Source organism: Halorubrum sp. SD41, assembly GCF_058630335.1.
Window position 1 is genome coordinate 18,357 of the sequence record NZ_JBZVGZ010000003.1, and the last position, 20,653, is coordinate 39,009.

Below are 20,653 nucleotides of genomic sequence, written 5' to 3' on the forward strand. Positions count from 1 at the left end.
CTACTCGTATTCGCTACCGACGACTTCGCGGATGCGCTCGGCGGTCACCGGGCCGACGCCCTCGACTTCGAGGAGGTCGTCCTCGGGCGCGGTCATCACGGCCTCGACGGTGCCGAAGTGCTCCAGCAGCGACCGGGCGGTGACGGGGCCGATGTCGGCGATGGAGGAGACGACGTACTCCTGTTGCTCGGCGCGGGTCTTCGTCGTCTTCTCGCCGTGGACGCTCACCTCTCGGTCGCGCGTCTCCTGCTCGCGCTTGGCGATCGTCGCGAGCAGTTCGGTGGTGTCGGCCTCGTCCTCGGTGCGGAGGACGCTCACGTCGAAGTCGACCGCGAGCGACGCGAGCGCGCCGCGGATCGCGTTGGGGTCGATGTCGCGCTGGCCGTAGAGGTTCGTCCCCTCGACGACCATCACGGGCCGGGCGTACGCCCGCGAGAGCTCGCCCACCTGCTCGAACATCGAGCGGTCGGCGTCGAGCATCGAGTCGACGAAGTCGGCCGCGGACTTGCGCTCGACCGCGACGCGGTCGGAGAGCACGTAGTCGCCGACCGCGAGCGTCTCCAGCCGGGTGACGAGCCCGTCGCGCGTGGAGAGGTCCTTCGCGATCGAGGAGTCGAGCTCGCGCTGGTCGACGACGACCTCGACGCCCTCGTCGACGCCCGCGGTCGCGACGACGCCGTCGTCCGCGTCCGTCTCGTCGGCCGATTCCGTCTCGTCGGTCGGTGACGCCTCGGCGTCGCCTTCGTCGCGCTCGCGCACCTCCTCGGCGAAGTCGGTGAGTCCGGCGTCGTCGTCCCCGCTGTCGTCGCTCTCCTCGTCGATCGTCTCTGCGCCGTCGTCGACTTCGGCGTCCGCGTTCTCGTCCTCGCCCCCGGACCCTCCGCCGAACGCGTCGAGGCCGGCCTGCCCGTCGCCGCCGACGGACTCCTCGATGTCGTCGGTGGCCTCCTTCAGCTCGGCGAGCTGGCTGGCCATCTTCTTCTCGCGGCGCCGGGAGATCCAGAAGAACGCCTCGTCGCGGGTGTCCTCGGCCATCAGGACGACGACCTTCCCCTCGGCCTGCCGGCCGGTCCGTCCCTTGCGCTGGATCGAGCGGATCGCGGTCGGGACGGGCTCGTAGAAGCAGACGAGGTCGACCTCGGGCACGTCGAGCCCCTCCTCGGCGACCGACGTGGAGACGAGCACCTCGAACTCGCCGGCCTTGAACTCGTCGAGCGTCTCCTGCTGCTGTGTCTGGCTCATCCCGTCGGATCCCTCCTTGTCGCCCTGCCCGACGAACTTCCGCACGTCGAAGCTGGCGGAGAGGAACTCCACGAGCGCCTCGGCGGTGTCGCGGGACTCGGTGAAGAGGATCGCGCGCTCGCCGCCGTCGATGCCGAGGGTCTCCGCGAGGAGGATCCGGGCCTTCGAGAACTTCGGGTGGAGCCCGTCGAACGACTCCGCCTTCCGCATCGCCTCGCGCACCTTGGGGTCCGCGACCATGCGCTGGCTCGCCTTCGACGCGCCCGACGAGCGCGCGGCCTCCCGCTGGCGCTCGAAGTAGCGCCGGACGGACTCGACGGACTGCGTCTCGACCAGCTCGGTCGCGCGCCGGAGCTTCATCACCTCGGCGTGGGTGGACATCCCCTTGTACCCGTCCGACTGGTCGTTGTCCATCATCTGCTTCAGCTGCCCCCGCATCTTGTTGAGGTCCTTCTGCGAGAGGTCGGGGTTCGTCGTGTTCGTCACCCCGAGCTGTTTCAGCTTCTCCAACCGGTCCGTGATCACCTCGTTGAGCGCGTCTCGGATTTCTAAGACCTCGTCCGGGAGGGTGACCTGCTCCCACTGGACGTCGGTGTCGTGGGTGTACTCGTCGACGTCGGCGTCCTCCTCGGTCATCACCTCGACGTTCACCAGCCCGAGGTTCTCACAGACCGTCTCGATCTCTTCCGTGTCGCCGCCGGGGGAGGCGGACATCCCCGTCACGAGGGGGTCGGCGGCGTCGGCGTGGTAGCGCTCCGCGATGTAGACGTACGCGTAGTCGCCGGTCGCGCGGTGGCACTCGTCGAAGGTGAGGTGGGTCACGTCCCGCAGCGAGATCCGGTTGCCGACGAGGTCGTTCTCGACGACCTGCGGGGTCGCGATCGCGATCCGGGCGTCCTCCCAGAGCGCGGCGCGGTCGTCGGGTTTCACGTCGCCGGTGAACACGACGATCTCGTCGTCCGGAATCGACAGCGCCTCGCGGTAGAAGTCGGCGTGCTGCTGGACGAGGGGTTTGGTGGGGGCTAAAAAGAGCGCCTTCCCGCCGGCCTCGTGGAGCCGCTCGGCGGTGACGAGCAGGCTGACCGTCGTCTTGCCGAGGCCGGTCGGGAGACAGACGAGGGTGTGTTCGTCGGCGGCTGCGTCCGCCAGCTGGAGCTGGTAGCGGCGTCGCTGGAGGAAGTCGTCGACGAGCAGATCCCTGTCGATCCCGGCGGCCTCGGTCGCCATCGACGGCTCTTGGCCGGCACCGGCCTAAAGCCTTCGCGAAGCGGGGTGAAAGTTATCCGTCCGCGGAGCGCTCCTCTCGGAGCTCCTCGGGAACGTCCTCGTCGACCAGCTGCGCCCACTCCGCGAGCCGGTCGCCGGATCTGGTCTGCGTACTCATCACGCGACGGATCTCCGTGATGCGTCTTAACAGTTACCCCGATTCTACATGATTTAGCACCGATCGGTGGTCGCCCGCGGTTCGACGGGCGTCGGCGCACGCGTGTTCGCTGCGGCCGCGACTCGCACGCCTTTTACCGCTCACGCGCCTCCGGCCGGCATGAGCAACCTCGACGAGTTCCTCGCGGGCGAGCGGCTCGACGACGTGGTCTTCTACCTGAGCGACGCGTACCTCGACGACGACTCCCGGCTGCGCGAGGTCGGGGAGGAGACGGACGGCGGCGTCCGCCTGATACTCGACGGCGAGACCGGTCGGTCCGCGTTTCAGGCCGGCACGGGCATGGGTGCGATGGAGTTTGCGAAGACCGCGATGGACGCCGAAGGCGAGATCGCGCGCTCGCTCGACGACGGGGCGTGTCCGTTCGCGGACGACGCGACCGACGCCGACGAGGGGTCCGACGACCCCCACGAGATCCAGTTTATATTCGCGTTCGCGGAGGCGCAAAACGAGGAGGTCGGCGGCCTCTACGCCGAGGGCGACGTCGTCCACGCGTACGCCCACTGTACGTGCGGCGAGAGCTACTCGCACAAGTGGGTCATCGGCGACCGCGACGGCGAGTAGTTCGCGGCCGCGGGCGACTTACTCCTCGGGCGCGTCGTCTTCCGGCACCGCGCCCTCGACGAGCGACTGGTCGCCGTACTGCTCCCGGAGGTCCTTCTTCGAGAACTTCCCGGTCGCGGTCTTCGGTACCTCGTCGATGAACTCCACCGCGTCCGGCACCCACCACTTGGGGTACTCCTCGCGGAGGCCCGCCTCGATCCGGTCGACGAGCGCCTCGCGCTCGACGCCGTCGGCCACGACGACGAACGCCACGGGACGCTCCTGCCAGCGCTCGTGGGGCACGCCCACCACGGCCGCCTCGCTGACGCCGTCGTAGGCCATGATCGCGTTCTCCAACTCGACGCTGGAGATCCACTCGCCGCCGGACTTGATCACGTCCTTCGTGCGGTCGACGAGCTGCATGTAGCCGTCCTCGTCGACCGTGACCACGTCGCCGGTCTTCAGCCAGCCGTCGACGAACTCCTCCTCGCTGGCCTCCGGGCGCGCGAAGTACTCCTTCGTCACCCACGGACCGCGGATCCGAAGCTCGCCGAAGTCCTCGCCGTTCCACGGCACCTCCTCGCCGTCCTCGTCGATGACCTCGAACTCTAAGCCGGGGACGACGAGCCCCTGCTTCGCGCGCTTGTTCACCTGCGTCTCGTAGTCGGCGTCGCGCAGGTCGCTCTTGAGGTGCGAGACGGTGCCGATCGGCGACAGCTCCGTCATCCCCCACGCGTGGAGCACCTCGACGCCGCGCTCGTCGTACCACTCGATCAGCGCCTGCGGCGCGGCCGCGCCGCCGACGATCACGGTGTCGAGCGTCGAGAGGTCCACGTCGTTGCCGCCCTCGACGTACTCGCGGAGGCCGAGCCACACCGTCGGGACGCCGGCGGAGATCGTCACGCCCTCCTCCTCGATCAGCGCCGCGAGGTCCGCCGGGTCCGGCGAGGGGCCGGGGTAGACGTGCTTCGCGCCCGCGGCGGCCGCGGTGAACGGCATCCCCCACGCGTTCACGTGGAACATGGGGACGACCGGCATCACCACGTCGGAGTCCTCCATCGGGATCCCCTGCGGCGTCTGGGAGGCCATCGTGTGGCTCCACAGCATCGACTGGGTGTACTCGACGCCCTTCGGCCGCCCCGTCGTGCCGGAGGTGTAACAGAGGCCGGCGGGCTGGTCGCCGTTGAGGTCCGGCCAGTCGTACTCGGTCGAGTAGTCGCCGATGAACTCCTCGTAGGCCGGCGCGTCGAGCGCCTCGATCCCCTCCGAGCCCATGGCGACGAAGTCGACGTCGTCGAACTCCTCGGCGCCCTCGGCGGCGCCCGCGATCTTCTCCGCCAGCGACGGGTCGACGAAGACGATCTCGTCGTCGGCGTCGTCGACGATGTACTGAATATGCTCGTCGGGTAGCAGGGGGTTGATCGTGTGGAGCTGCGCGCCCGTGTTCGGGACGCCGAAGTACGTCTCGAAGTGCCGCGTGTGGTTCCAGCAGAACGTCGCGACGCGGTCGCCGCGCTCGATCCCGTAGTCGTCTAAGGCGTTCGCGAGCTTGGCGGTCCGGTCGGCGTACTCGGCGTAGGTGTGCCGGGTGCGTCCCTCGTGGGTGCGCGAGACGATCTCGGTGTCGGGGTACAGTCGTTCCGCGCGCCACATGAACGGTCGCAGGGTCTGAGCGTGTCCGCCTGGCATACCTTACACACCATGAGGCCGGGAACTATGAACGTTATCATGATTGATCGTGACTCTTTGCGACTCATCCGTGAATGCCTGTCTCGCCTCGATCGCTTGCTAATAAACGGGCGACTGCGGCTTGCCGGTGAAGCCCCCGAGATCTCTCCTCGCACAGCACCTCACGCCTGCCCGGTCGCCGCGGCCGTTTTTTAAGTGGCCACGGTCTCTCTCGCGTGCGATCGCCGATCGTGTAGCGCCGGCTATCAGAGAGACCGAAGGTCCCCGTCTACCCGCGCGCTGTCGGGGCCGTTTGGCGCCGCTGAAATCCTCAGCAACTGACTGGTACCGGTTGCTCAATACAGGGACTATACTCGGCACCACTGCCGAATATCCCGGTCAAAACGACTACTCCCACACTCACCGTTGGCGTTGATATTATTCAAGGGAATCCGGCCAGGCAGACGTGGTCACGTGTTCGTCGACCCAGTAGCCGACTTCGGAACCCGCGATATCGACGACAATCGATCTAAACGAACGGTACGAGACCGGCTCGTCGAGCCGGTTCATCCGATACGAGACATCCCCTAACCAGCTATCTTTCCCGGTCTGCTCCCGGATCTTCCGATCCAAAACGTAAAGCACGGATTCCCCCTTCGAGAACGGAACGTGGTCCGAGGACCAGCTCGACGGCTCCGACAGCACCGCTGACTTGTGTTCTGACTCCGTGAAGTGATCATACGTCGTCTCCTCTGATATCAGGTCCTCACTATATGCCACCAGCGTCGCGTAGCAATCAGCGAAGCCCTCAATCGCCCACCGCATCTCCGTCGTCGTCCGATACTGTTGACAGAGATGTGCGTACTCGTGGAACCAAACCGGTTCAGGAACCGCTAACCGAGACCCGTCATACACCCAGAACTCGCCCGCTTCCGGGTGTGCGAGGCCACCACTCCGGACGGGATCCGGCGGCGAAAAGACCAAGACCGACTCGTGGGGGGAGTCGACCATGTACTGAGACGCGTTCGCGATCGCATTCAGCAGCGTTGACGGAGGGGTACTAAGCGAGGCTTGATCCGGGACGACGAGACGGAGTACCTGGCCGCCGGTATCTGTCGTATAGGACTGGTGCGGACCAAGGTAAAAGAACCCGCCTCCGACCACCCCGGGCGATGCTTGTGAAATGGCGACGCGGGCGTCGCTCGAATCGATCAAGGGCCGGACGGACGTCCAATCGCCCGCCGTCTCCCACCACAATCGGATCCGAGGCGTCGGGCCGAACACCCACGAGGCGGTGGCAGCGAAGGTGTTCTCGTAGGTCGTGTAGTCGATCGCGTCGACATCTACGATAACGGAGAGAGACGGTCGAGACGTTTCGGTATCCCAACTGTATCTATTCTTGTTATTCCGGCGTTCAAATCCATCGGTGGAATCGACGACATCAGACCGGAGATCGACGGTGACACCGGAGACGCCCTGGGGGATTTCAAAACTGATCTCGAAACAGGCTGTGCTCTGGTCGTCGGTATCACGCGATACCGATAGTGAGGTCCGCGGGGGGCCAGCGGACGTCGCGGTGTTTGCGCTGTTACTACAGCCCGATATGCCCGCGGTAGCTCCGGCAGCAATGAGATGAAGGTACTTTCGACGTGTCCGTTCCATCAGTTGTAGCTCAATTGTACTTACTACCGTGCGGTATCCTCCTGCTCGCGGACAGCGTGGCTCGGTTGAGGAGTAGTAATCGCTCGGATTAGTCCCTTGCGGCCGAGTTTGTCATCTCAACGGTTATCTATCACACTGGAATGACTTCCGGGGTACGGCTCCCGCTGCTCGGTCGATTTAACGGCTGGTCCACCGAGTTCGCGCTCTATTCGGCACGGCCTCTCCACACTGTCAGCAGTTGCGGGTTTCAACGGAGTCCGCTTATCCCCGGAACAGACTCGCGTGGACGGGCGCGTGGTCGGAGTCGGGCCGCGGGTCGTCGCCGTCGTCGCCGCCCTCGTCGGAGACCGCGCGGCCGTCGACGCCCTCGGCGAGGAAGTCGCGGACCGGCGGGCCGACGTGTTCCGGCTCGACGAGGAACGCGTCGTGGCCGTGGTCGGAGTCGATCACGTGGTGCGCGACCGGAACCGCGGTCTCGCGGAAGGCGTCGGCGAGGGAGGCGGACTGCTCGACGGTGAAGTGCCAGTCGGCGGTGAAGCTCAGCAGGAGCGTCTCGCCCTCGAAGGCGGCGAGCGCGTCGGCGTCGGTCCCGTGGCCCGCGGCGAGGTCGTACTCGTCCATCGCGCGCGTGAGGTAGAGGTAGCTGTTCGCGTCGAAGCGGTCGCCGAACCCCTCCGCCTGGTAGTCGAGGTACGACTCGACCTCGCGGTACGGGAAGAAGCCGGCCGTCGGCTCCGGGGGCAGCCCGAGGTCGCCGTCCTCGCGGGTGAGCGAGTCGCGGCCGGCCGAGCGGCGCCCGAACTTCCGCTCCATCGACGCCTTCGAGAGGTACATGATGTGCCCGATCTGGCGGGCGATGGCGAGCCCCTCGGTCGGGTCCGGCCGGTCGTCGCCGTAGTAGTGCCCCTCATTCCAGTCGGCGTCCGCGCGGATCGCCCGGCGCGCGACCGCGTCCAGCGCGAGGCACTGCGCGTCGAGGCGCCCGGCGGTCGCGATGGCGACCACGCGGTCGACGTCGTCCGGGTACCGCTTCGCCCACTCTAAGGCGTTCATCCCGCCGACGCTCCCGCCGACGACCGCGCGGAGCCGCCCCACGCCGAGGTGGTCGAGCAGGCGGCGCTGCGCCCGCGCCCAGTCCTCGACCTGGACCGGCGGGAAGGCGGTCCCCCAGCGGTCGTGGTCGGGCTCCTCGCGGAGGTCGAGGTCCGGCGGCCGCTCGCTGGCCGGGCCGGTCGTCCCGTAACAGGAGCCGGGGACGTTCGCGCAGACGACGTAGTACTCCGTCGTGTCGATCGCCTTCCCCGGGCCGACCACGTCGTCCCACCAGGCGCGGGCCTGCCCGGCCTGTCCGGCGCCGGTCGTCTCGGCGTCGCGCTCCGGCTCGGGCGAGCGCGCGACGTTCTGACTCCCGGTGAGCGCGTGGCAGATTAACACGACGTTGTCGCCGTCGAACTCGCCGTGGGTCTCGTAGGCGACCTCGAAGTCGGGGACCGACTGCCCGCACTCGAAGGTGAACTCGCCGAGCTCGGCGACCCCGTGGTCGGTCGGGACGGCGCTCATCGGTTCACTCCCCCTCCTCGCCGGTCGCGGCCCCCCCTATTCCCTCTCCCTCGCTCGCGGCGCGCTCGCCCGCGGTCAGCCCCGCGTCGAGGTCGGCGATCACGTCCTCCGGGTCCTCGATCCCCACCGAGAGCCGGAGCATCTCCGGGTAGACCCCCGCCAGCCGCTGCTGCTCCTCGTCCATCTGCGCGTGCGTCGTGGAGGCCGGGTGGATGACGAGCGTCTTCGCGTCGCCGATGTTCGCGAGGAAGCTCGTCAGGTCGACCGACTCGCAGAACGTCTTGGCGGCCTCGTACCCGCCGTCGACGCCGAAGGTGACCATCCCGCCGAAGCCGTCGAGGTACTCGGCGGCGTTGTCGTGGCTCTCGTGGTCCTCGAAGCCGGGGTAGCTCACCCAGTCGACGCGGTCGTCCCCGCGGAGGAACTCGGCCACTTCCCGCGCGTTCTCGCAGTGGCGCTCCATCCGCAGTGGGAGCGTGTTGAGCCCCTGGATCGTCTGCCACGCGTCGAAGGGCGACTGCTGGCCGCCCGTCGGGCGCACGCCGCGCTGGCGGGCGACGTTGGCGAACGCCGCGTCGCCGAACTGCTCGACGAAGTCGATCGGGTACGCGGGCGACTCCCCGTCGAGCTCGTCGTAGTCGGCGTCGGGGTGGTCCCACGGGAACTGCCCGCCGTCGACGACGACCCCGCCGACGGTCGTGCCGTTGCCGGTGATCCACTTCGTCGTCGACTCCCAGACGATGTCCGCGCCGTGCTCGAACGGGCGACAGCAGTACGGCGTCGCGAAGGTGTTGTCGACGACGAGGGGGACCGCGTTCTCGTGGGCGATCTCGGCGAGCCGCTCGAAGTCGGGCGTGACGAGCGAGGGGTTCGCGATCGTCTCGACGTGGACGAACGCGGTGTCGTCGTCGACCGCGTCCGCGTACGCCTCGTAGTCGAGCGTGTCGACGAGCCGCGACTCGATCCCGCGCCGGTCCGCGATGCTGGTGAGGTACGCCGCGGTCCCGCCGTACATCTCCGAGCTGGCGACAATGTTGTCGCCCGCGCTCGCGAGGACGGTCGCGATCGCGTCGAACGCGGCCATGCCGGAGCCGGTCGCGACCGCGTCCGACCCGCCGGAGAGGTCGGCGATCCGGTCTTCCAAGACGTTCACCGTCGGGTTCGAGAGCCGGGAGTAGATGTGGCCCTCCGCCCGGAGCGCGTACATCTCCGCCGCCGTGTCCGCGTCGTCGAAGACGTACGACGTGGTCTGGTGGATCGGCGTGGCGCGGGCGCCGGTGGCCGAATCGGGCTCGGCGCCGGCGTGGAGACTCCGGGTGTTGAACCCACGTGTCATGTTTGTTGCTCATACGTCTACGCACTTCTATAACTGTCAGTTACGGCAATTGATGCCCCTTCGGCGGAGGCGACGCGGGCGACCCGGTGCCGACGGCGTCGCGGGGGCGAGCGCGATGCTGGATTGCCCCCGCCGCGCCGGTCCGCGCCCGCCGCACCGAAGCGTGCGTTTATGCCCGATCGGGCGCCAACCGGTGGTAATGGCAGTCGCCGCTCCAGTCCCCGACCTCGACGACCGCGCGACCGACTGCGCCGACCGCCTGCGCGAGGCCGGCCGGGTGCTGCTCGCGTCGCACATCGACGCCGACGGGATCACGAGCGCCGCGATCGCGTCCACCGCGCTCGCCCGGGCCGAGATCGACCACGAGGTCGTCTTCGAGAAGCAGCTGGACGCCGACTCGATCGCCGGCATCGCCGCCCGCGAGTTCGACGTGGTGCTGTTCACCGACTTCGGCTCCGGCCAGCTCGACGTCATCGCCGACCACGAGGAGCGCGGCGACTTCGTCCCCGTGATCGCCGACCACCACCAGCCCGCCGACCGCGACACGCGCTACCACCTCAACCCCCTGCTGGAGGGGATCGACGGCGCGAGCGAGCTCTCCGGCGCCGGCGCGAGCTACCTCCTCGCCCGCGCGCTGGAGGGGCCCGACGGCGACAACCGAGACCTCGCCGCGCTCGCGGTCGTCGGCGCGGTCGGCGACATGCAGGACTCCGACGGCGAACTCGTCGGCGCCAACGAGTCGATCGTCGCCGACGGCGTCGACGCGGGCGTCCTCGAGGCCCGGACCGATCTCGACCTGTACGGCAGACAGACCCGGCCGCTCCCGAAGCTGTTGGAGTACGCCTCCGACGTGAAGATCCCGGGGATCTCGAACGACGAGGCGGGGGCCATCTCCTTCCTCACCGACCTCGACGTCGACGTGAAACGCGACGGGGAGTGGCGGCGCTGGGTCGACCTCGACGGCGAGGAGCGACAGCGGCTCGCCTCCGCACTGATGCGCCGGGCGGTCGCCTCCGGCGTCCCGTCCGAGCGGATCGAGGCGCTCGTCGGCACCTCCTACACGCTCGTCGACGAGGAGCCCGGCACCGAGCTCCGGGACGTCAGCGAGTTCTCCACGCTGCTCAACGCGACCGCGCGCTACGAGCGCGGCGACGTCGGACTCGCGGTGTGTCTCGGCGATCGCGGCGACGCGCTCGCGGAGGCGCGCCGGCTGCTCCGCACCCACCGGCGGAACCTCTCCGAGGGGCTCCAGTGGGTCAAAAACGAGGGCGTCACCCACGAGGACAACCTCCAGTGGTTCGACGCGGGGTCGCGCATCCGCGAGACGATCGTCGGCATCGTCGCCGGGATGGCGGTCGGCTCCCCGGCGGTCGACCGCTCGAAGCCGGTGATCGCCTTCGCCGAGGAGAGCGCGGAGGAGCTGAAGGTATCCTCTCGCGGCTCGCACGCGCTCGTCCGGCGGGGGCTCGACCTCTCCGCGGTGATGCGCGAGGCGAGCCAGACCGTCGGCGGCGACGGTGGCGGTCACGACGTGGCCGCGGGCGCGACCATCCCGATCGACGAGCGCGACGCGTTCCTGGCCGAGGCGGACCGGATCGTCGGCGATCAGCTCTCGTGAACGCGGTCAACGCGCTGACCGCTCACTCGCTGACCGCTCACTCGCTGACCGCTCACTCTCCGACCGTCCGACGCACCCACCCCGACGCGCCGCTCGGGACCGGGCCGGACGCCTCACTGGTCTGGCGCGTCCCCTCGCCGTCGACTGCGCGGACGACGACCTCGTGTCGCCCGTCGGGCTCGAAGACGTGGCGCCACTGCCGCCAGACGTCCGCGTCGGGCAGCGGATCGGAGAGCTCGGCGTCGGTCCACGAGTCGCCGCCGTCGGTCGACACCTCGACGCGCTCGACCCCGGGGGTCCCCGCGTACGCGTGGCCGGCCAGTTCGATCCGCCCGTCGCCGAGCTCCGTGATCCCCTCGTCCCAGAGCTTGGCCACGGTGGTCACCTCGCCGGTCCCCTCCCAGCCGCGCTCCTCCCAGTAGCCGTCGTCCTCGACATTCAGGAGCTCGATCTCCGAGAGCCACTTCACGTTCGTCTCCCCCCAGTGGCCCGGGATCAGCACCCGGACCGGGTGGCCGTGGCTGGTCGGGAGCTCCTTGCCGTTCATCCCCCACGCGAGGAACCCCTCCGCGAGGACGTCGACCGGGAACTGCACGTAGTAGCCGTCCTCGCCGCGCAGCATGGCGCAGTTACAGTCGCCCTCCGGGTCAACGGACTCCAGCAGCGGCTGGATCGGCGTCCCCGTCCAGACCGCGTTGCCGATGCGGCGGCCGTTCAGGTCCTCGCCGACGCACCGAAGCGTCACCGCGCGGTTCTCGACGGGCCGGTCGATCAGCTCGTCGAAGTCGACCGTCCGCTCGGAGCCGGTCTCGCCGGTGAACGTCAGCGACCACTCCTCGGCGGTGACCTCCGGGTCGAACTCCGCGATGTCGACGTTGTAGAACTCGCCGATCGGCGTCACCATCCCCCAGAGGTCGTCGCTCTCGAACGCCAGCGACGCCGAGTCGAGAGCTTGGAGCCGCGCGGTCGCGCCCTCCGACCGCGGAGCGTCGGAGAGTGGCTCGTCGTCCGACGCGAGCGTCCGCCGACCCACCGCGGTCGCGGCGACGAACCCGAGCGCTCCGGCGACGACGCCGAGGGTCCGGCGGCGTACCGCGTCGACGACGGCCGGTGCGTCCCTCACTGCGCCGGCGTCGCCTCCGGACGGGGTCGCGGACGACGGCAGCCACCCGATCCCGACGACGGCCGCCGCGGGGAGCGCAGCGCCCAGCGCGCCCGTCGAGACGCCCGTCAGGCCGGCGGCGAGCAGCCAGGATCCCCCTCCCGCGACCGCGGCGCCGACCGCTCGTCGGTCCGTGCGCGCGGCGAGCCGAAGGCCCGCGAACGCGACCGCCCCGAACAGTCCGACGGCGACCGCGACCGCCAGCGCGACGTGGATCAGGTGGCCGGCGTCGCCGAGCGCCTCGATCACGAGCGTCACGATCGGTCCGGGGGTCAGGTTGACGACGGTCTGGTCGATCGGTCTGACGACGAACGAGGGCGTCCACCCCACGACGAGGTACGAGCCGGCGACCGCGGCAGCGCCGGCCGCCGCGGCGAGGAGCGGTTCCCGCCGTTCGGTAACGTTGATCACGACTCTCGTTGGGGGCTCAGTCACTTGAACTGCGTCCCCGACCGGCGGGTGCTCCAGCGTCATCGCCGGTGACGAGACGTCGAACGGGTCGCCTGTAAGAAAGGGAAGGCTTCGACGAAACGCGCCGAGGGAGTGGGCGAGACGGTCGGCGTCGCGTCAGGCCTCGCCGAGGTCGCGGAACATCGCGCGGTAGTCGTCGGTCGACAGCGACTCGCCGAGGTCGTCGATGTCGGCGTCCAGCTCCTCCAGCCGATCGACGAGGTCGGCGTACGCGTCGTTCCCCTCGCGCTGCGCGGCCGGTTTCTGCGAGCTCAACACGGCGCGCTTGCTGGCGAGCGCGGCGGCCTCCTGGACGAGGTCGTCGTACTCGCTGCGCGTCAGGAGCGTGTCGATGGCCGCGAGCAGCTTCGTGCGGCTCACCGGCTTGGTGAGGTACAGATCGAACCCCATGTCGATGATGTCGAAGTCGGGCTCGACCGCGGTGACCATCGCCACGCGGCAGTCGTACCCTTCCCCGCGGATGTGGTCTAAGACGTCGTCGCCGCTCCCGTCGGGGAGTCGGCGGTCGAGGAGCACCACGTCGACGGCGGCGTCGACCCGGTCGATCGCCTCGGCCGCGGTCTCGGCGACGTCGACCGCGTACCGCTCCTCTAAGAAGCCGGCGTACAGCGCCGCGATGTCTGGCTCGTCCTCCACGACGAGTATCGACGGGTCGCTCACCGCCGATCACCGCCGGGAGCGACCGGACACGCTTCACCGGGCATACACGAACGGGCGGCGTGTCGAGAAATAAAACTGTCGCCGTCCGTTCGCCCGATGCCCTGAACCGTCTTTTATATACTCCGGCCGCCAATGGGGAGACGAATGTCAGAACTCGTCTCCACCGGGGTCGAGGGGCTCGACTCCATTCTCACCGGCGGCATCACCGAGCGGTCGACGGTCCTCGTCTCCGGGAACCCGGGCACCGGCAAGAGCATCTTCGGGATCCAGTACCTCCATCACGGCGTCTCAGAACACGACGAGCGCGGCGTCTACGTCTCCTTCGAGGAGGACGAGGCCGACATCCGCGGCGCGGCCGAGTCCGTCGGCTTCGAGGGGTTCGACGAGATGGTCGACGACGGCGACATCGTGATCCTCGACAAACGCGAGATGCTGCGGGAGACCGACTTCTCGACCGCGGTCGACCGCCTGCTCGACACCGTCGAGGACGGCGGGTTCGACCGGCTCGTCCTCGACTCGCTGTCGATGTTCCAGCTCTTCTTCGACGCCGAACAGGAGAAGCGCACGTACCTGCTGAAGTTCTCGGACATCCTCAAGGCCAACGGGCTCACCTCCCTGCTCATCAACGAGCAGGGCGCCGTCTTCCCCGACACCGAGGTCGGCTTAGAGAACTTCCTCACGGACGGGAACATCTACTTCATCCAGACGCCGACCGACTCCGGCGTCAACCGCTACGTCTGGGTGGCGAAGATGCGGAAACAGGACATCGACACCGACATCTTCCCGATGGAGATCGGGCAGGGCGGGATCACGGTCCACGAGCGCGCGGGCGGCTTCTCGATGATGGGCGGCTCCGACAACCAGCCGTCGTTCTGACGGCCGCAGAGCCCGCCGATTACCTCGTTACTCCCGCGAGGAGAGGTCGCGCCAGACGTCGTCGAGCCGGTTCTTCACCGCCGACCGCTCCTCCACCTCGACGGTGAGCCCGTCGCGGAAGTCGACCTCGACCCCGTCGACCTTCCGGCGGTACACCTTCACGCGCCGGTGTTCGTCCGAGAGCGGCCGGTCGTGTAGCTCCAGGAGGTCCGCCTCCTCCAGCTCGTTGATCCGTCGGTAACACGTCGCGATCGGGACGTCCAGCTGGTCGCTGAGGTCCTGCGCCGACTTCGCCTCGCCCGTCGCCGTCAGGATGTCCGTGTTGTATTTGTTACCGAGTACGGTGATCAGATCGTCCCCCACCATTCACGTTATCGAGATTGATTTCTTTGGTTTATAATGGTACCGGTGGTCGCCCCGATTGCCGAATGTCTCTATTCGACGTGCGGGAGGGGACCGTGACCGGTTCGGCGCTCCGCTCCGCGGAATCGTGTTATCGCCGCTGATACCCGCCACCGTGGGTTTATTACCGGCGTTCGAGCAGGTTCGGTATGGAGATAATCGAGGGGTTGTACCTGATGACGACCACCGTGCTGGCCGGCGCGAGCGCGACGCTCGTCGCGTTCGCGGTCGCGGCGTACCGCTCGTCCGGCCGCACGGCGATGGCGTACTTAGCGGTCGGCTTCGGGCTCGTCGTCGTCGCGGCGGTCGGAACGCCCGCGGCCGCCTTCCGGACGGGGTTCGGCAACGCGGAGGCGCTACTCTTGGTCAACACCGGGTTGCTCGCGGCGTCGATGGCGCTCGTCGCGGGGAGCCTCGCGGTCTACGAGCCGGGGACGCAGGAGTTCGTGATCCCCGAATCGGAACTCTCGCGCCTGCGCGATCGGTAAAGTGAAAAGCGGAGACGCGTAGAGCCGGAACACAAGCACGACGCGTGCTGTAACTTCTCCGGCGACGGTCGCCGATTATCTGGTTCGGTCTTTCTGCTAACGTCGATCGCGCTGTTCGGTTTCCGTCCGCAATTTTGTCGGTGAGCGTCGGCGCTGGACGCGGCATTCCCAGATCCAACGCTGAGAACGCTCCGCGGATTTCGTTAATTAGTTCTGTAATTATCTGACCAAAATAAATACGAAAACCGCACGACATGAGTTGTTTATCAACATGGATAACCGGGGACGTGATCTTAAGTAGGAATTCCTCATCGTCATCGATAACGCCCGCCGGGCAGGCCGGGGGCCGACGCAACACAACCAATGTTCGAAGCAATCACGGACGAGGAACAACGCGGTCAAGTGGGGATCGGGACCCTCATCGTGTTCATCGCGATGGTGCTGGTGGCGGCGATCGCCGCCGGCGTCCTGATCAACACGGCCGGATTCCTCCAGACGCAGGCGGAAGCAACGGGCGAAGAGAGTACAAGTCAGGTCTCCGACCGACTCCAGATCGTGAGTCAGTCCGGGAACGTGACTGACAACGCTACCGGTAACTACCGAGTTATCGATGAACTGAACCTCACCGTGGCGCAGTCGCCAGGTGCGGGCAACATTGACCTCAATGAGACGACTGTCGAACTGGTCGGTACCGGTGGACAGGAGTCCTTCGAGCTCGGTGGACCCGAGTCGACTATCAACATCTTCACCGGCTCTAGCGACGATGTCGTGCTGACCTCCAGTAGTGACCGTGCGGACATCGGCATCAACCTCAACGCAACGAATTACAACGAAGACGACGGTAAGGTGCTCGAGGGCGGCGACAGCCTGAGTGTCACGTTCACGACGCCGTCGGGAGCGACGACTACGGCTGAACTGCGCGTCCCGACGACGCTAACCGACGAACAGGATTCGGTGAGGCTGTAACAATGTTCGAGTTCATCACTGACAACGACGACCGCGGTCAGGTTGGTATCGGGACCCTCATCGTGTTCATCGCGATGGTGCTGGTGGCGGCGATCGCCGCCGGCGTCCTGATCAACACGGCCGGGTTCCTCCAGTCACAAGCGGAAGCGACCGGACAGGAGAGTACGGACCTCGTCTCCGAGCGGATCGACGTGACGAGCGAGGTTGGAATCGTCGGTAACGCATCCAACGGAACGCTTGAGGAGATCCGCGTCAGCGTGGCTGGCGCCGCCGGTTCCGACCAGATCGATCTGAGTGAAACCACTATCGAGGCAGTCGGGCCGAACGGACAGGAGAATCTCGTGTTCGCGAATCCCAGCGGCGTCGACGACCTCAATAACACTCAGTTCGCGGTCAGGGACGATGACGGCTTCGTTTCCTCGGATAACGCGGTCCTCGACGGGGACTCCCAGCTGACGATCATCCTGAACCCCGACGCGAGTCCGTTCGGTGCGGATGAGCCCTTCGGCGAGGGACAGACCTCGTCGCTCGAGATCGTCTCGCCGTCGTCGGCGACGACCTCCGTCTCGCTCGATTCGCCCGACCTCTACGAGGAGGACGGCGAAGCGGTCCGGCTCTAACGAGTTTCGAACCGAAGTTCGACAGCTTGCGGCGGCTCGGCCGCCCGCAACACCTATTTTTCGGCGTGCGCTACCACGACCCATGAGCGACGACGACGCCGTCCCGGCCGACCCGGAGGAGCTCGACTTCACCGACGACGAGGACGTCGTCGAGATCGGGGAGGGCCGCTACGTCGTCGGGACGAACGGCCGCCCCAACGTCGGCCGCTCGCGGGGCCAGCGCCGCGCGCCGCCCGACGACGACTCCGGGTTCACCGCCGCGGACCCGGCGAGCCCGGAGGAGCGGCGCCCCGCGGGCGACGACCCGCGGTCGAGCGCGGCCGGGCCCGGCGTCGGCGAGCGCGGACAGCAGGGTGGCGGCGGACAGCCCGGCGGCGGTCAACCCGACGCACAGCCCGGCGGGGGACAGCAGTCCGCGGGGCAACCGACCGGCGGTGGCCAACCGCCGCCGAACGCGCAGGGAGGGCGTCGCAACCGGGCCGCGGCGGGCGGCAACGCGGTCGACTGCCAGTCGGTGAGCCGGTGGCTGGCGAACTCCTTCGACGGCGACGGGTTCGACTACGGGATCGACGCGACGCTCCACGCGAACGGCGACACCACCCGCCAGCGGATGGTGTCGAACGACGTGACGGCGACGTTCGACACGCTGATCACCTGGTTCGCATCGAACGCCGGTCCGAGTTCGCCGACGCCGGAGGCGATCGGCCTGCTGCTCGCGGCCTCCGAGACCACCGTCGACCTGCCGCCGGTGGTGATCAAGCGGTTCGCGGCGAGTCAGGGCCTCTCCGCGAGCGACAGCATCGGCGACCTGGTGCGCGCCGCCGAAGAGGAAGGCGGGTTCAGGATTGAGTGACTACCGGAGGAGAGACCCGTTACCCCAACAACACGAACAGCGCGATCCCGATCAGCGCGAACACCGCGTAGATTCCCGCCATCACCTCGCGTTTCAGCGGGCTCCCGAGCGGCTCCGCGGTGAGCCGCCGGATCGGCGGGAGAATCGCGATCCCGCCGAGGATCAGCGGCCACGACTCCGGCGCCGGGACCCGCGTGAGCGCGACGACGACCGTCCCGTACCCGAGGACGTACGACCCCCGGCGCCAGAGCTGCTCGCGGTCGGTCAGGTCCTCCTTCGACGGGAACGCGTCATTCCCGCCCGAGCCGCCGCCGTCGGATCCGCCACCGCCGCCCCCCGCGACCTGTTCCGCCTGTCGCTGAACGTACTCGTCGAGCTCCTCGGCCGCGTCCTCCGTCTGCGGGGCGCCGCACTGCGCGCAGTACCGCGCGTCGTCGTCGACCGGAGCGTCACAGCGGGGACACGATGGCATCTTGGCGTGGATCGGGCGCCGCCCGGGCTTAATTCTTCGGACCGAGGAGTCCGCTCACGTCGGGCGATTCCCGTGTTTTCCGCTCCGCCGCACCTGATCGCGTTACAATCCCTGATAATCGGGTGAGTACGCTTTAGTCGGTGACTCGCCGAGTCGTCGCCAACCAAGCGCGGGCCGTCGTCCGGCCCGCACTCGTTGACCAGCCCTCATGACGATGGACCACGATCACGCGACCGACACGCGCTCGACGGACTCGACGGTGACCGACTGCGACCGGACGGTCGACTCCGGACCCGACCGGCGGTTCCGACCCGACGAGATCGGCCCATCGGCGTTTCAGACGAGCGTGATCGCCCTCGTCGTCCTCGTCGCGCTCGCCGGCGTCGTCGCGACCGCTCCGGCCGCGGCGGGCCTCGCGCCCGGGTCGTCCGCGCCGGCCGTCGAGGCTGGACCGACGGCGCCCGTCGCGGTCGAGGCTCCCGGGCCGACCGGTCCGGCGGACCGTCCGGAGATCGACGGTGGGTTCTCTCGACCGACGTACACCGGCGTCGCGGGCGACCCGATCGAGGTCAGCTTCACCGCCGAAAACCCGGACGGCCCGACGTACCTGCTGATCGGCGGGAACCGGCTCACCGACACGGGGGAGCCGGTCGGCTTCGTCGACGTGGTCAAGGTCTCTGGCACGAGCGACATCACGATCAACACCCGGACGCTCGGCACCGACGCGAGCAACGTCGAGAGCTGTGGTCTCGAAGACACGTCGTGTGACCTGAACTTCGTCGACGAGAACGGAGACCCGGTCGCCGAGAACCTCAGCGCGCTCCCGAGCGCGACCGGCGCAGGGGGGCTCGCTCGTCCGCTCGTCCCGCAGCGGTACCGGCTCGCGATCACCAACGGGACGTTCGTCGTGGAGGACTCAGGCGTGGTGACGCCGACCGCGAGCGCGGATCAGGCCGACCTCCTCTTGGAGAAGCCGAAGTTCCGCGAGGAGGTCGAGGTGTTCACCACCGCCGACCGGGACGCGCTCGGCGAGGACGTCGACGCCGAGTCGCTCGACGTGCTCCGGGAGAACGGGCTCGACCGGTCCGTCGTGACGAAGGGGAACCGGATCGTCCTCGGGTTCGAGTCGACGGGCATCTGGGGGGCGCTGTCGCACTTCGCGGCGGAACGCGACGCGGGACCGATCGAGGCCGCCGAGGCGGTCGACCACCGAGTGTTGGCCGACCTCTTGGAGAAGGAATCGGGCGTGTCGCTCCGCGTCCGACAGACGAACCCGGGGATGAACGAACCGCCCGCGACGCTCGACCTCTCGCGCGCCGACGCCGAGGACGTCTCGCTCATCTTCGCGGAGGCGACCGAACTGGCGACCCCGGACGCGCCGGGCCGCTTCTACCTCGTGATCGACACGAGCGACGGCGACCACTTCACCGAGGAGCCCGAACCGGGCGACGAGTTCGCCGTCGAGTTCGCGCTGGAGGGCACCGAGGGCGAGCGGTACGCGTTCGCCGACGGCGGTGAGCCGCCGGGCGCGTTCAACGCCAGTTCGGCTTTCGACGGCGGTTCGGAGCAGTTCCCCTACTGGACGGCCGGCGACAGCACGGTCCGCGCCGAGGCGTCGTTCACCGTCCGGGAGCGGTACCTTCGGTACGACCACGTCACCGACGACGGCGACCTCCTCGTCGAGATTGAGGACGGACGGCTCACGGGAACGACGTCGCTGCTACCGCGGCGGGAGATGACCGCGACGTTCGTGAACGACGCCGGCGACGCCCCGTTCCGAACGGAGTCACCGCTCGAAATCGGGGACGGGAACTTCACGATCGCTGTCGACCTCGAGGAGGTTTCACCCGGGACGCGGCTGAACTACGAGCTGTACGAGGGATCCACCCTCCGCGACAGCCGGACTGTCATCGTCGTCGGCGACGCCGACAACCCGGACGAACTGGTGATCGACGACGCCCCCGAGAACGTCACCGTCACCGAGGGCGGGAACCTCTCCGCGCTCCGGGTCGTCGCGCGCAACGCGGGCGGCCTCACCGGCGAGGGTGAACTCACCCTCACCGTCGACAACGGCAGCGCGGTGGGGTCGTGGGGAGTCCGGCTCGAACCGGGCAAGTCCCGAACGTACGCGTTCGGCTCCGTGACGGTCGACCTCGACCCGGGAACCTACCCGTTCACCCTCCGGCTCGACGGCGACACTCACGGCGGGACGCTCGTGGTCGAACAAGACCCGGCGACGACGACGATCGACGACGAGGGCGACGGGAGTACCGAAACCGGCACCGACACCGGCGACGGCGGCGCGGACGACGGCACCGACGTCGACGGGAGCGGCGACGACGGCGACTCGGAACCGAACTCGACCGCCCCGAACGGGTCGGACTCCGGCGCCGACTCGAACGACACCGAAACCGACGGCGACGGGGGCCCCGGCGCGACGAGCGACGGCGACGCACCCGCCGAGCAGGAGACTGACTCCGTCGGCATGCTTCCGCTGCCGTTCGGGACGCGCGAGGCGTTCGGCGGCACCGTGCTCGTCGGCGCGATCCACCTCCTCGGCCACTGGGTCTGAGGCCCTCCTCGGCCACTGACTCGAGACGCACTCCCCTTTTC

Annotated in this window: 17 protein-coding genes; 8 read left to right on the plus strand and 9 right to left on the minus strand. The window is 68.3% G+C overall.

The window, feature by feature from the left end:
* The gene (locus AC4NMM_RS01550) at positions 1–2,469 is read right to left on the minus strand and encodes a DEAD/DEAH box helicase (RefSeq protein WP_491923359.1); all 2,469 of its coding nucleotides are present in this window, start codon (positions 2,467–2,469) and stop codon (positions 1–3) included.
* Positions 2,470–2,785: 316 nt separating this feature from the next.
* Here AC4NMM_RS01550 and AC4NMM_RS01555 point away from each other — a divergent pair, with 316 nt between their 5' ends.
* Complete coding sequence (locus AC4NMM_RS01555; RefSeq protein WP_491923360.1) at positions 2,786–3,247, plus strand: DUF5807 family protein; 462 nt, start codon at positions 2,786–2,788, stop codon at positions 3,245–3,247.
* Between the two features lie 18 nt (positions 3,248–3,265).
* On the opposite strand, the gene AC4NMM_RS01560 is transcribed toward AC4NMM_RS01555, so the two are convergent.
* From AC4NMM_RS01560 to AC4NMM_RS01575, 4 genes are all read right to left on the minus strand, one after another.
* Positions 3,266–4,915 (minus strand): long-chain fatty acid--CoA ligase, encoded by a 1,650-nt coding sequence (locus AC4NMM_RS01560; RefSeq protein WP_491923361.1) that lies wholly within the window; start codon positions 4,913–4,915, stop codon positions 3,266–3,268.
* 417 nt (positions 4,916–5,332) lie between these two features.
* Positions 5,333–6,556, minus strand: coding sequence for a hypothetical protein (locus AC4NMM_RS01565; protein WP_157745947.1), 1,224 nt, complete (start codon positions 6,554–6,556; stop codon positions 5,333–5,335).
* A gap of 261 nt (positions 6,557–6,817) precedes the next feature.
* On the minus strand, positions 6,818–8,116 hold the full coding sequence (gene metX / locus AC4NMM_RS01570) for a homoserine O-acetyltransferase MetX (protein ID WP_096394431.1): 1,299 nt from the start codon (positions 8,114–8,116) through the stop codon (positions 6,818–6,820).
* 4 nt (positions 8,117–8,120) lie between these two features.
* Entirely contained in the window at positions 8,121–9,452 is a 1,332-nt protein-coding gene (locus AC4NMM_RS01575) for an O-acetylhomoserine aminocarboxypropyltransferase/cysteine synthase family protein (protein WP_096394432.1), read from the minus strand.
* 199 nt (positions 9,453–9,651) lie between these two features.
* Here AC4NMM_RS01575 and recJ point away from each other — a divergent pair, with 199 nt between their 5' ends.
* Positions 9,652–11,070, plus strand: a complete 1,419-nt coding sequence (recJ, locus tag AC4NMM_RS01580) for a RecJ family nuclease (protein WP_096394433.1) — start codon at positions 9,652–9,654, stop codon at positions 11,068–11,070.
* 52 nt (positions 11,071–11,122) lie between these two features.
* Here the strand turns inward: recJ and AC4NMM_RS01585 are convergent, their stop codons facing one another.
* Entirely contained in the window at positions 11,123–12,643 is a 1,521-nt protein-coding gene (locus AC4NMM_RS01585) for a molybdopterin-dependent oxidoreductase (RefSeq protein WP_491923362.1), read from the minus strand.
* A 156-nt stretch (positions 12,644–12,799) separates the two neighbouring features.
* Positions 12,800–13,363, minus strand: a complete 564-nt coding sequence (locus AC4NMM_RS01590) for a HalX domain-containing protein (RefSeq protein WP_096394434.1) — start codon at positions 13,361–13,363, stop codon at positions 12,800–12,802.
* A 144-nt stretch (positions 13,364–13,507) separates the two neighbouring features.
* Here AC4NMM_RS01590 and AC4NMM_RS01595 point away from each other — a divergent pair, with 144 nt between their 5' ends.
* Complete coding sequence (locus AC4NMM_RS01595; protein ID WP_491923363.1) at positions 13,508–14,239, plus strand: RAD55 family ATPase; 732 nt, start codon at positions 13,508–13,510, stop codon at positions 14,237–14,239.
* A gap of 27 nt (positions 14,240–14,266) precedes the next feature.
* Here AC4NMM_RS01595 and AC4NMM_RS01600 read toward each other — a convergent pair whose 3' ends face one another.
* Complete coding sequence (locus AC4NMM_RS01600) at positions 14,267–14,605, minus strand: helix-turn-helix domain-containing protein (protein ID WP_017343751.1); 339 nt, start codon at positions 14,603–14,605, stop codon at positions 14,267–14,269.
* Between the two features lie 185 nt (positions 14,606–14,790).
* Here AC4NMM_RS01600 and AC4NMM_RS01605 point away from each other — a divergent pair, with 185 nt between their 5' ends.
* The 4 genes from AC4NMM_RS01605 to AC4NMM_RS01620 all read left to right on the plus strand — a co-directional run bounded on the left by AC4NMM_RS01605 (position 14,791) and on the right by AC4NMM_RS01620 (position 17,568).
* Complete coding sequence (locus AC4NMM_RS01605) at positions 14,791–15,129, plus strand: hypothetical protein (protein WP_096394436.1); 339 nt, start codon at positions 14,791–14,793, stop codon at positions 15,127–15,129.
* 363 nt (positions 15,130–15,492) lie between these two features.
* A complete protein-coding gene (locus tag AC4NMM_RS01610) occupies positions 15,493–16,095 on the plus strand; it encodes a flagellin (protein WP_491923364.1) in 603 nt (200 codons plus the stop codon).
* A gap of 2 nt (positions 16,096–16,097) precedes the next feature.
* On the plus strand, positions 16,098–16,715 hold the full coding sequence (locus tag AC4NMM_RS01615) for a flagellin (protein ID WP_491923365.1): 618 nt from the start codon (positions 16,098–16,100) through the stop codon (positions 16,713–16,715).
* Positions 16,716–16,797: 82 nt separating this feature from the next.
* Positions 16,798–17,568 carry a DUF7500 family protein gene (locus AC4NMM_RS01620; protein WP_491923366.1) on the plus strand — a complete coding sequence of 257 codons (771 nt, stop codon included), beginning with the start codon at positions 16,798–16,800 and terminating at the stop codon, positions 17,566–17,568.
* Between the two features lie 19 nt (positions 17,569–17,587).
* Here the strand turns inward: AC4NMM_RS01620 and AC4NMM_RS01625 are convergent, their stop codons facing one another.
* Complete coding sequence (locus AC4NMM_RS01625) at positions 17,588–18,040, minus strand: zinc ribbon domain-containing protein (protein ID WP_491923367.1); 453 nt, start codon at positions 18,038–18,040, stop codon at positions 17,588–17,590.
* A 208-nt stretch (positions 18,041–18,248) separates the two neighbouring features.
* Here AC4NMM_RS01625 and AC4NMM_RS01630 point away from each other — a divergent pair, with 208 nt between their 5' ends.
* Positions 18,249–20,612: a BGTF surface domain-containing protein gene (locus AC4NMM_RS01630; protein WP_491923368.1), complete on the plus strand. Its 2,364-nt coding sequence runs from the start codon at positions 18,249–18,251 to the stop codon at positions 20,610–20,612.
* Positions 20,613–20,653 lie beyond the last annotated feature (41 nt).

What these genes read in the sequence shown, in the direction of transcription:
- AC4NMM_RS01610 (WP_491923364.1), top strand. Translation starts at nt 15,493, where the DNA reads ATGTTCGAAGCAATCACGGACGAGGAACAACGCGGTCAAGTGGGGATC.
- AC4NMM_RS01560 (WP_491923361.1), bottom strand. Translation starts at nt 4,915, where the DNA reads ATGCCAGGCGGACACGCTCAGACCCTGCGACCGTTCATGTGGCGCGCG.
- AC4NMM_RS01555 (WP_491923360.1), top strand. Translation starts at nt 2,786, where the DNA reads ATGAGCAACCTCGACGAGTTCCTCGCGGGCGAGCGGCTCGACGACGTG.
- AC4NMM_RS01550 (WP_491923359.1), bottom strand. Translation starts at nt 2,469, where the DNA reads ATGGCGACCGAGGCCGCCGGGATCGACAGGGATCTGCTCGTCGACGAC.
- AC4NMM_RS01615 (WP_491923365.1), top strand. Translation starts at nt 16,098, where the DNA reads ATGTTCGAGTTCATCACTGACAACGACGACCGCGGTCAGGTTGGTATC.
- recJ (WP_096394433.1), top strand. Translation starts at nt 9,652, where the DNA reads ATGGCAGTCGCCGCTCCAGTCCCCGACCTCGACGACCGCGCGACCGAC.
- AC4NMM_RS01600 (WP_017343751.1), bottom strand. Translation starts at nt 14,605, where the DNA reads ATGGTGGGGGACGATCTGATCACCGTACTCGGTAACAAATACAACACG.
- AC4NMM_RS01605 (WP_096394436.1), top strand. Translation starts at nt 14,791, where the DNA reads ATGGAGATAATCGAGGGGTTGTACCTGATGACGACCACCGTGCTGGCC.
- AC4NMM_RS01625 (WP_491923367.1), bottom strand. Translation starts at nt 18,040, where the DNA reads ATGCCATCGTGTCCCCGCTGTGACGCTCCGGTCGACGACGACGCGCGG.
- AC4NMM_RS01565 (WP_157745947.1), bottom strand. Translation starts at nt 6,556, where the DNA reads ATGGAACGGACACGTCGAAAGTACCTTCATCTCATTGCTGCCGGAGCT.
- AC4NMM_RS01630 (WP_491923368.1), top strand. Translation starts at nt 18,249, where the DNA reads ATGACGATGGACCACGATCACGCGACCGACACGCGCTCGACGGACTCG.
- AC4NMM_RS01595 (WP_491923363.1), top strand. Translation starts at nt 13,508, where the DNA reads ATGTCAGAACTCGTCTCCACCGGGGTCGAGGGGCTCGACTCCATTCTC.
- AC4NMM_RS01575 (WP_096394432.1), bottom strand. Translation starts at nt 9,452, where the DNA reads ATGACACGTGGGTTCAACACCCGGAGTCTCCACGCCGGCGCCGAGCCC.
- metX (WP_096394431.1), bottom strand. Translation starts at nt 8,116, where the DNA reads ATGAGCGCCGTCCCGACCGACCACGGGGTCGCCGAGCTCGGCGAGTTC.
- AC4NMM_RS01620 (WP_491923366.1), top strand. Translation starts at nt 16,798, where the DNA reads ATGAGCGACGACGACGCCGTCCCGGCCGACCCGGAGGAGCTCGACTTC.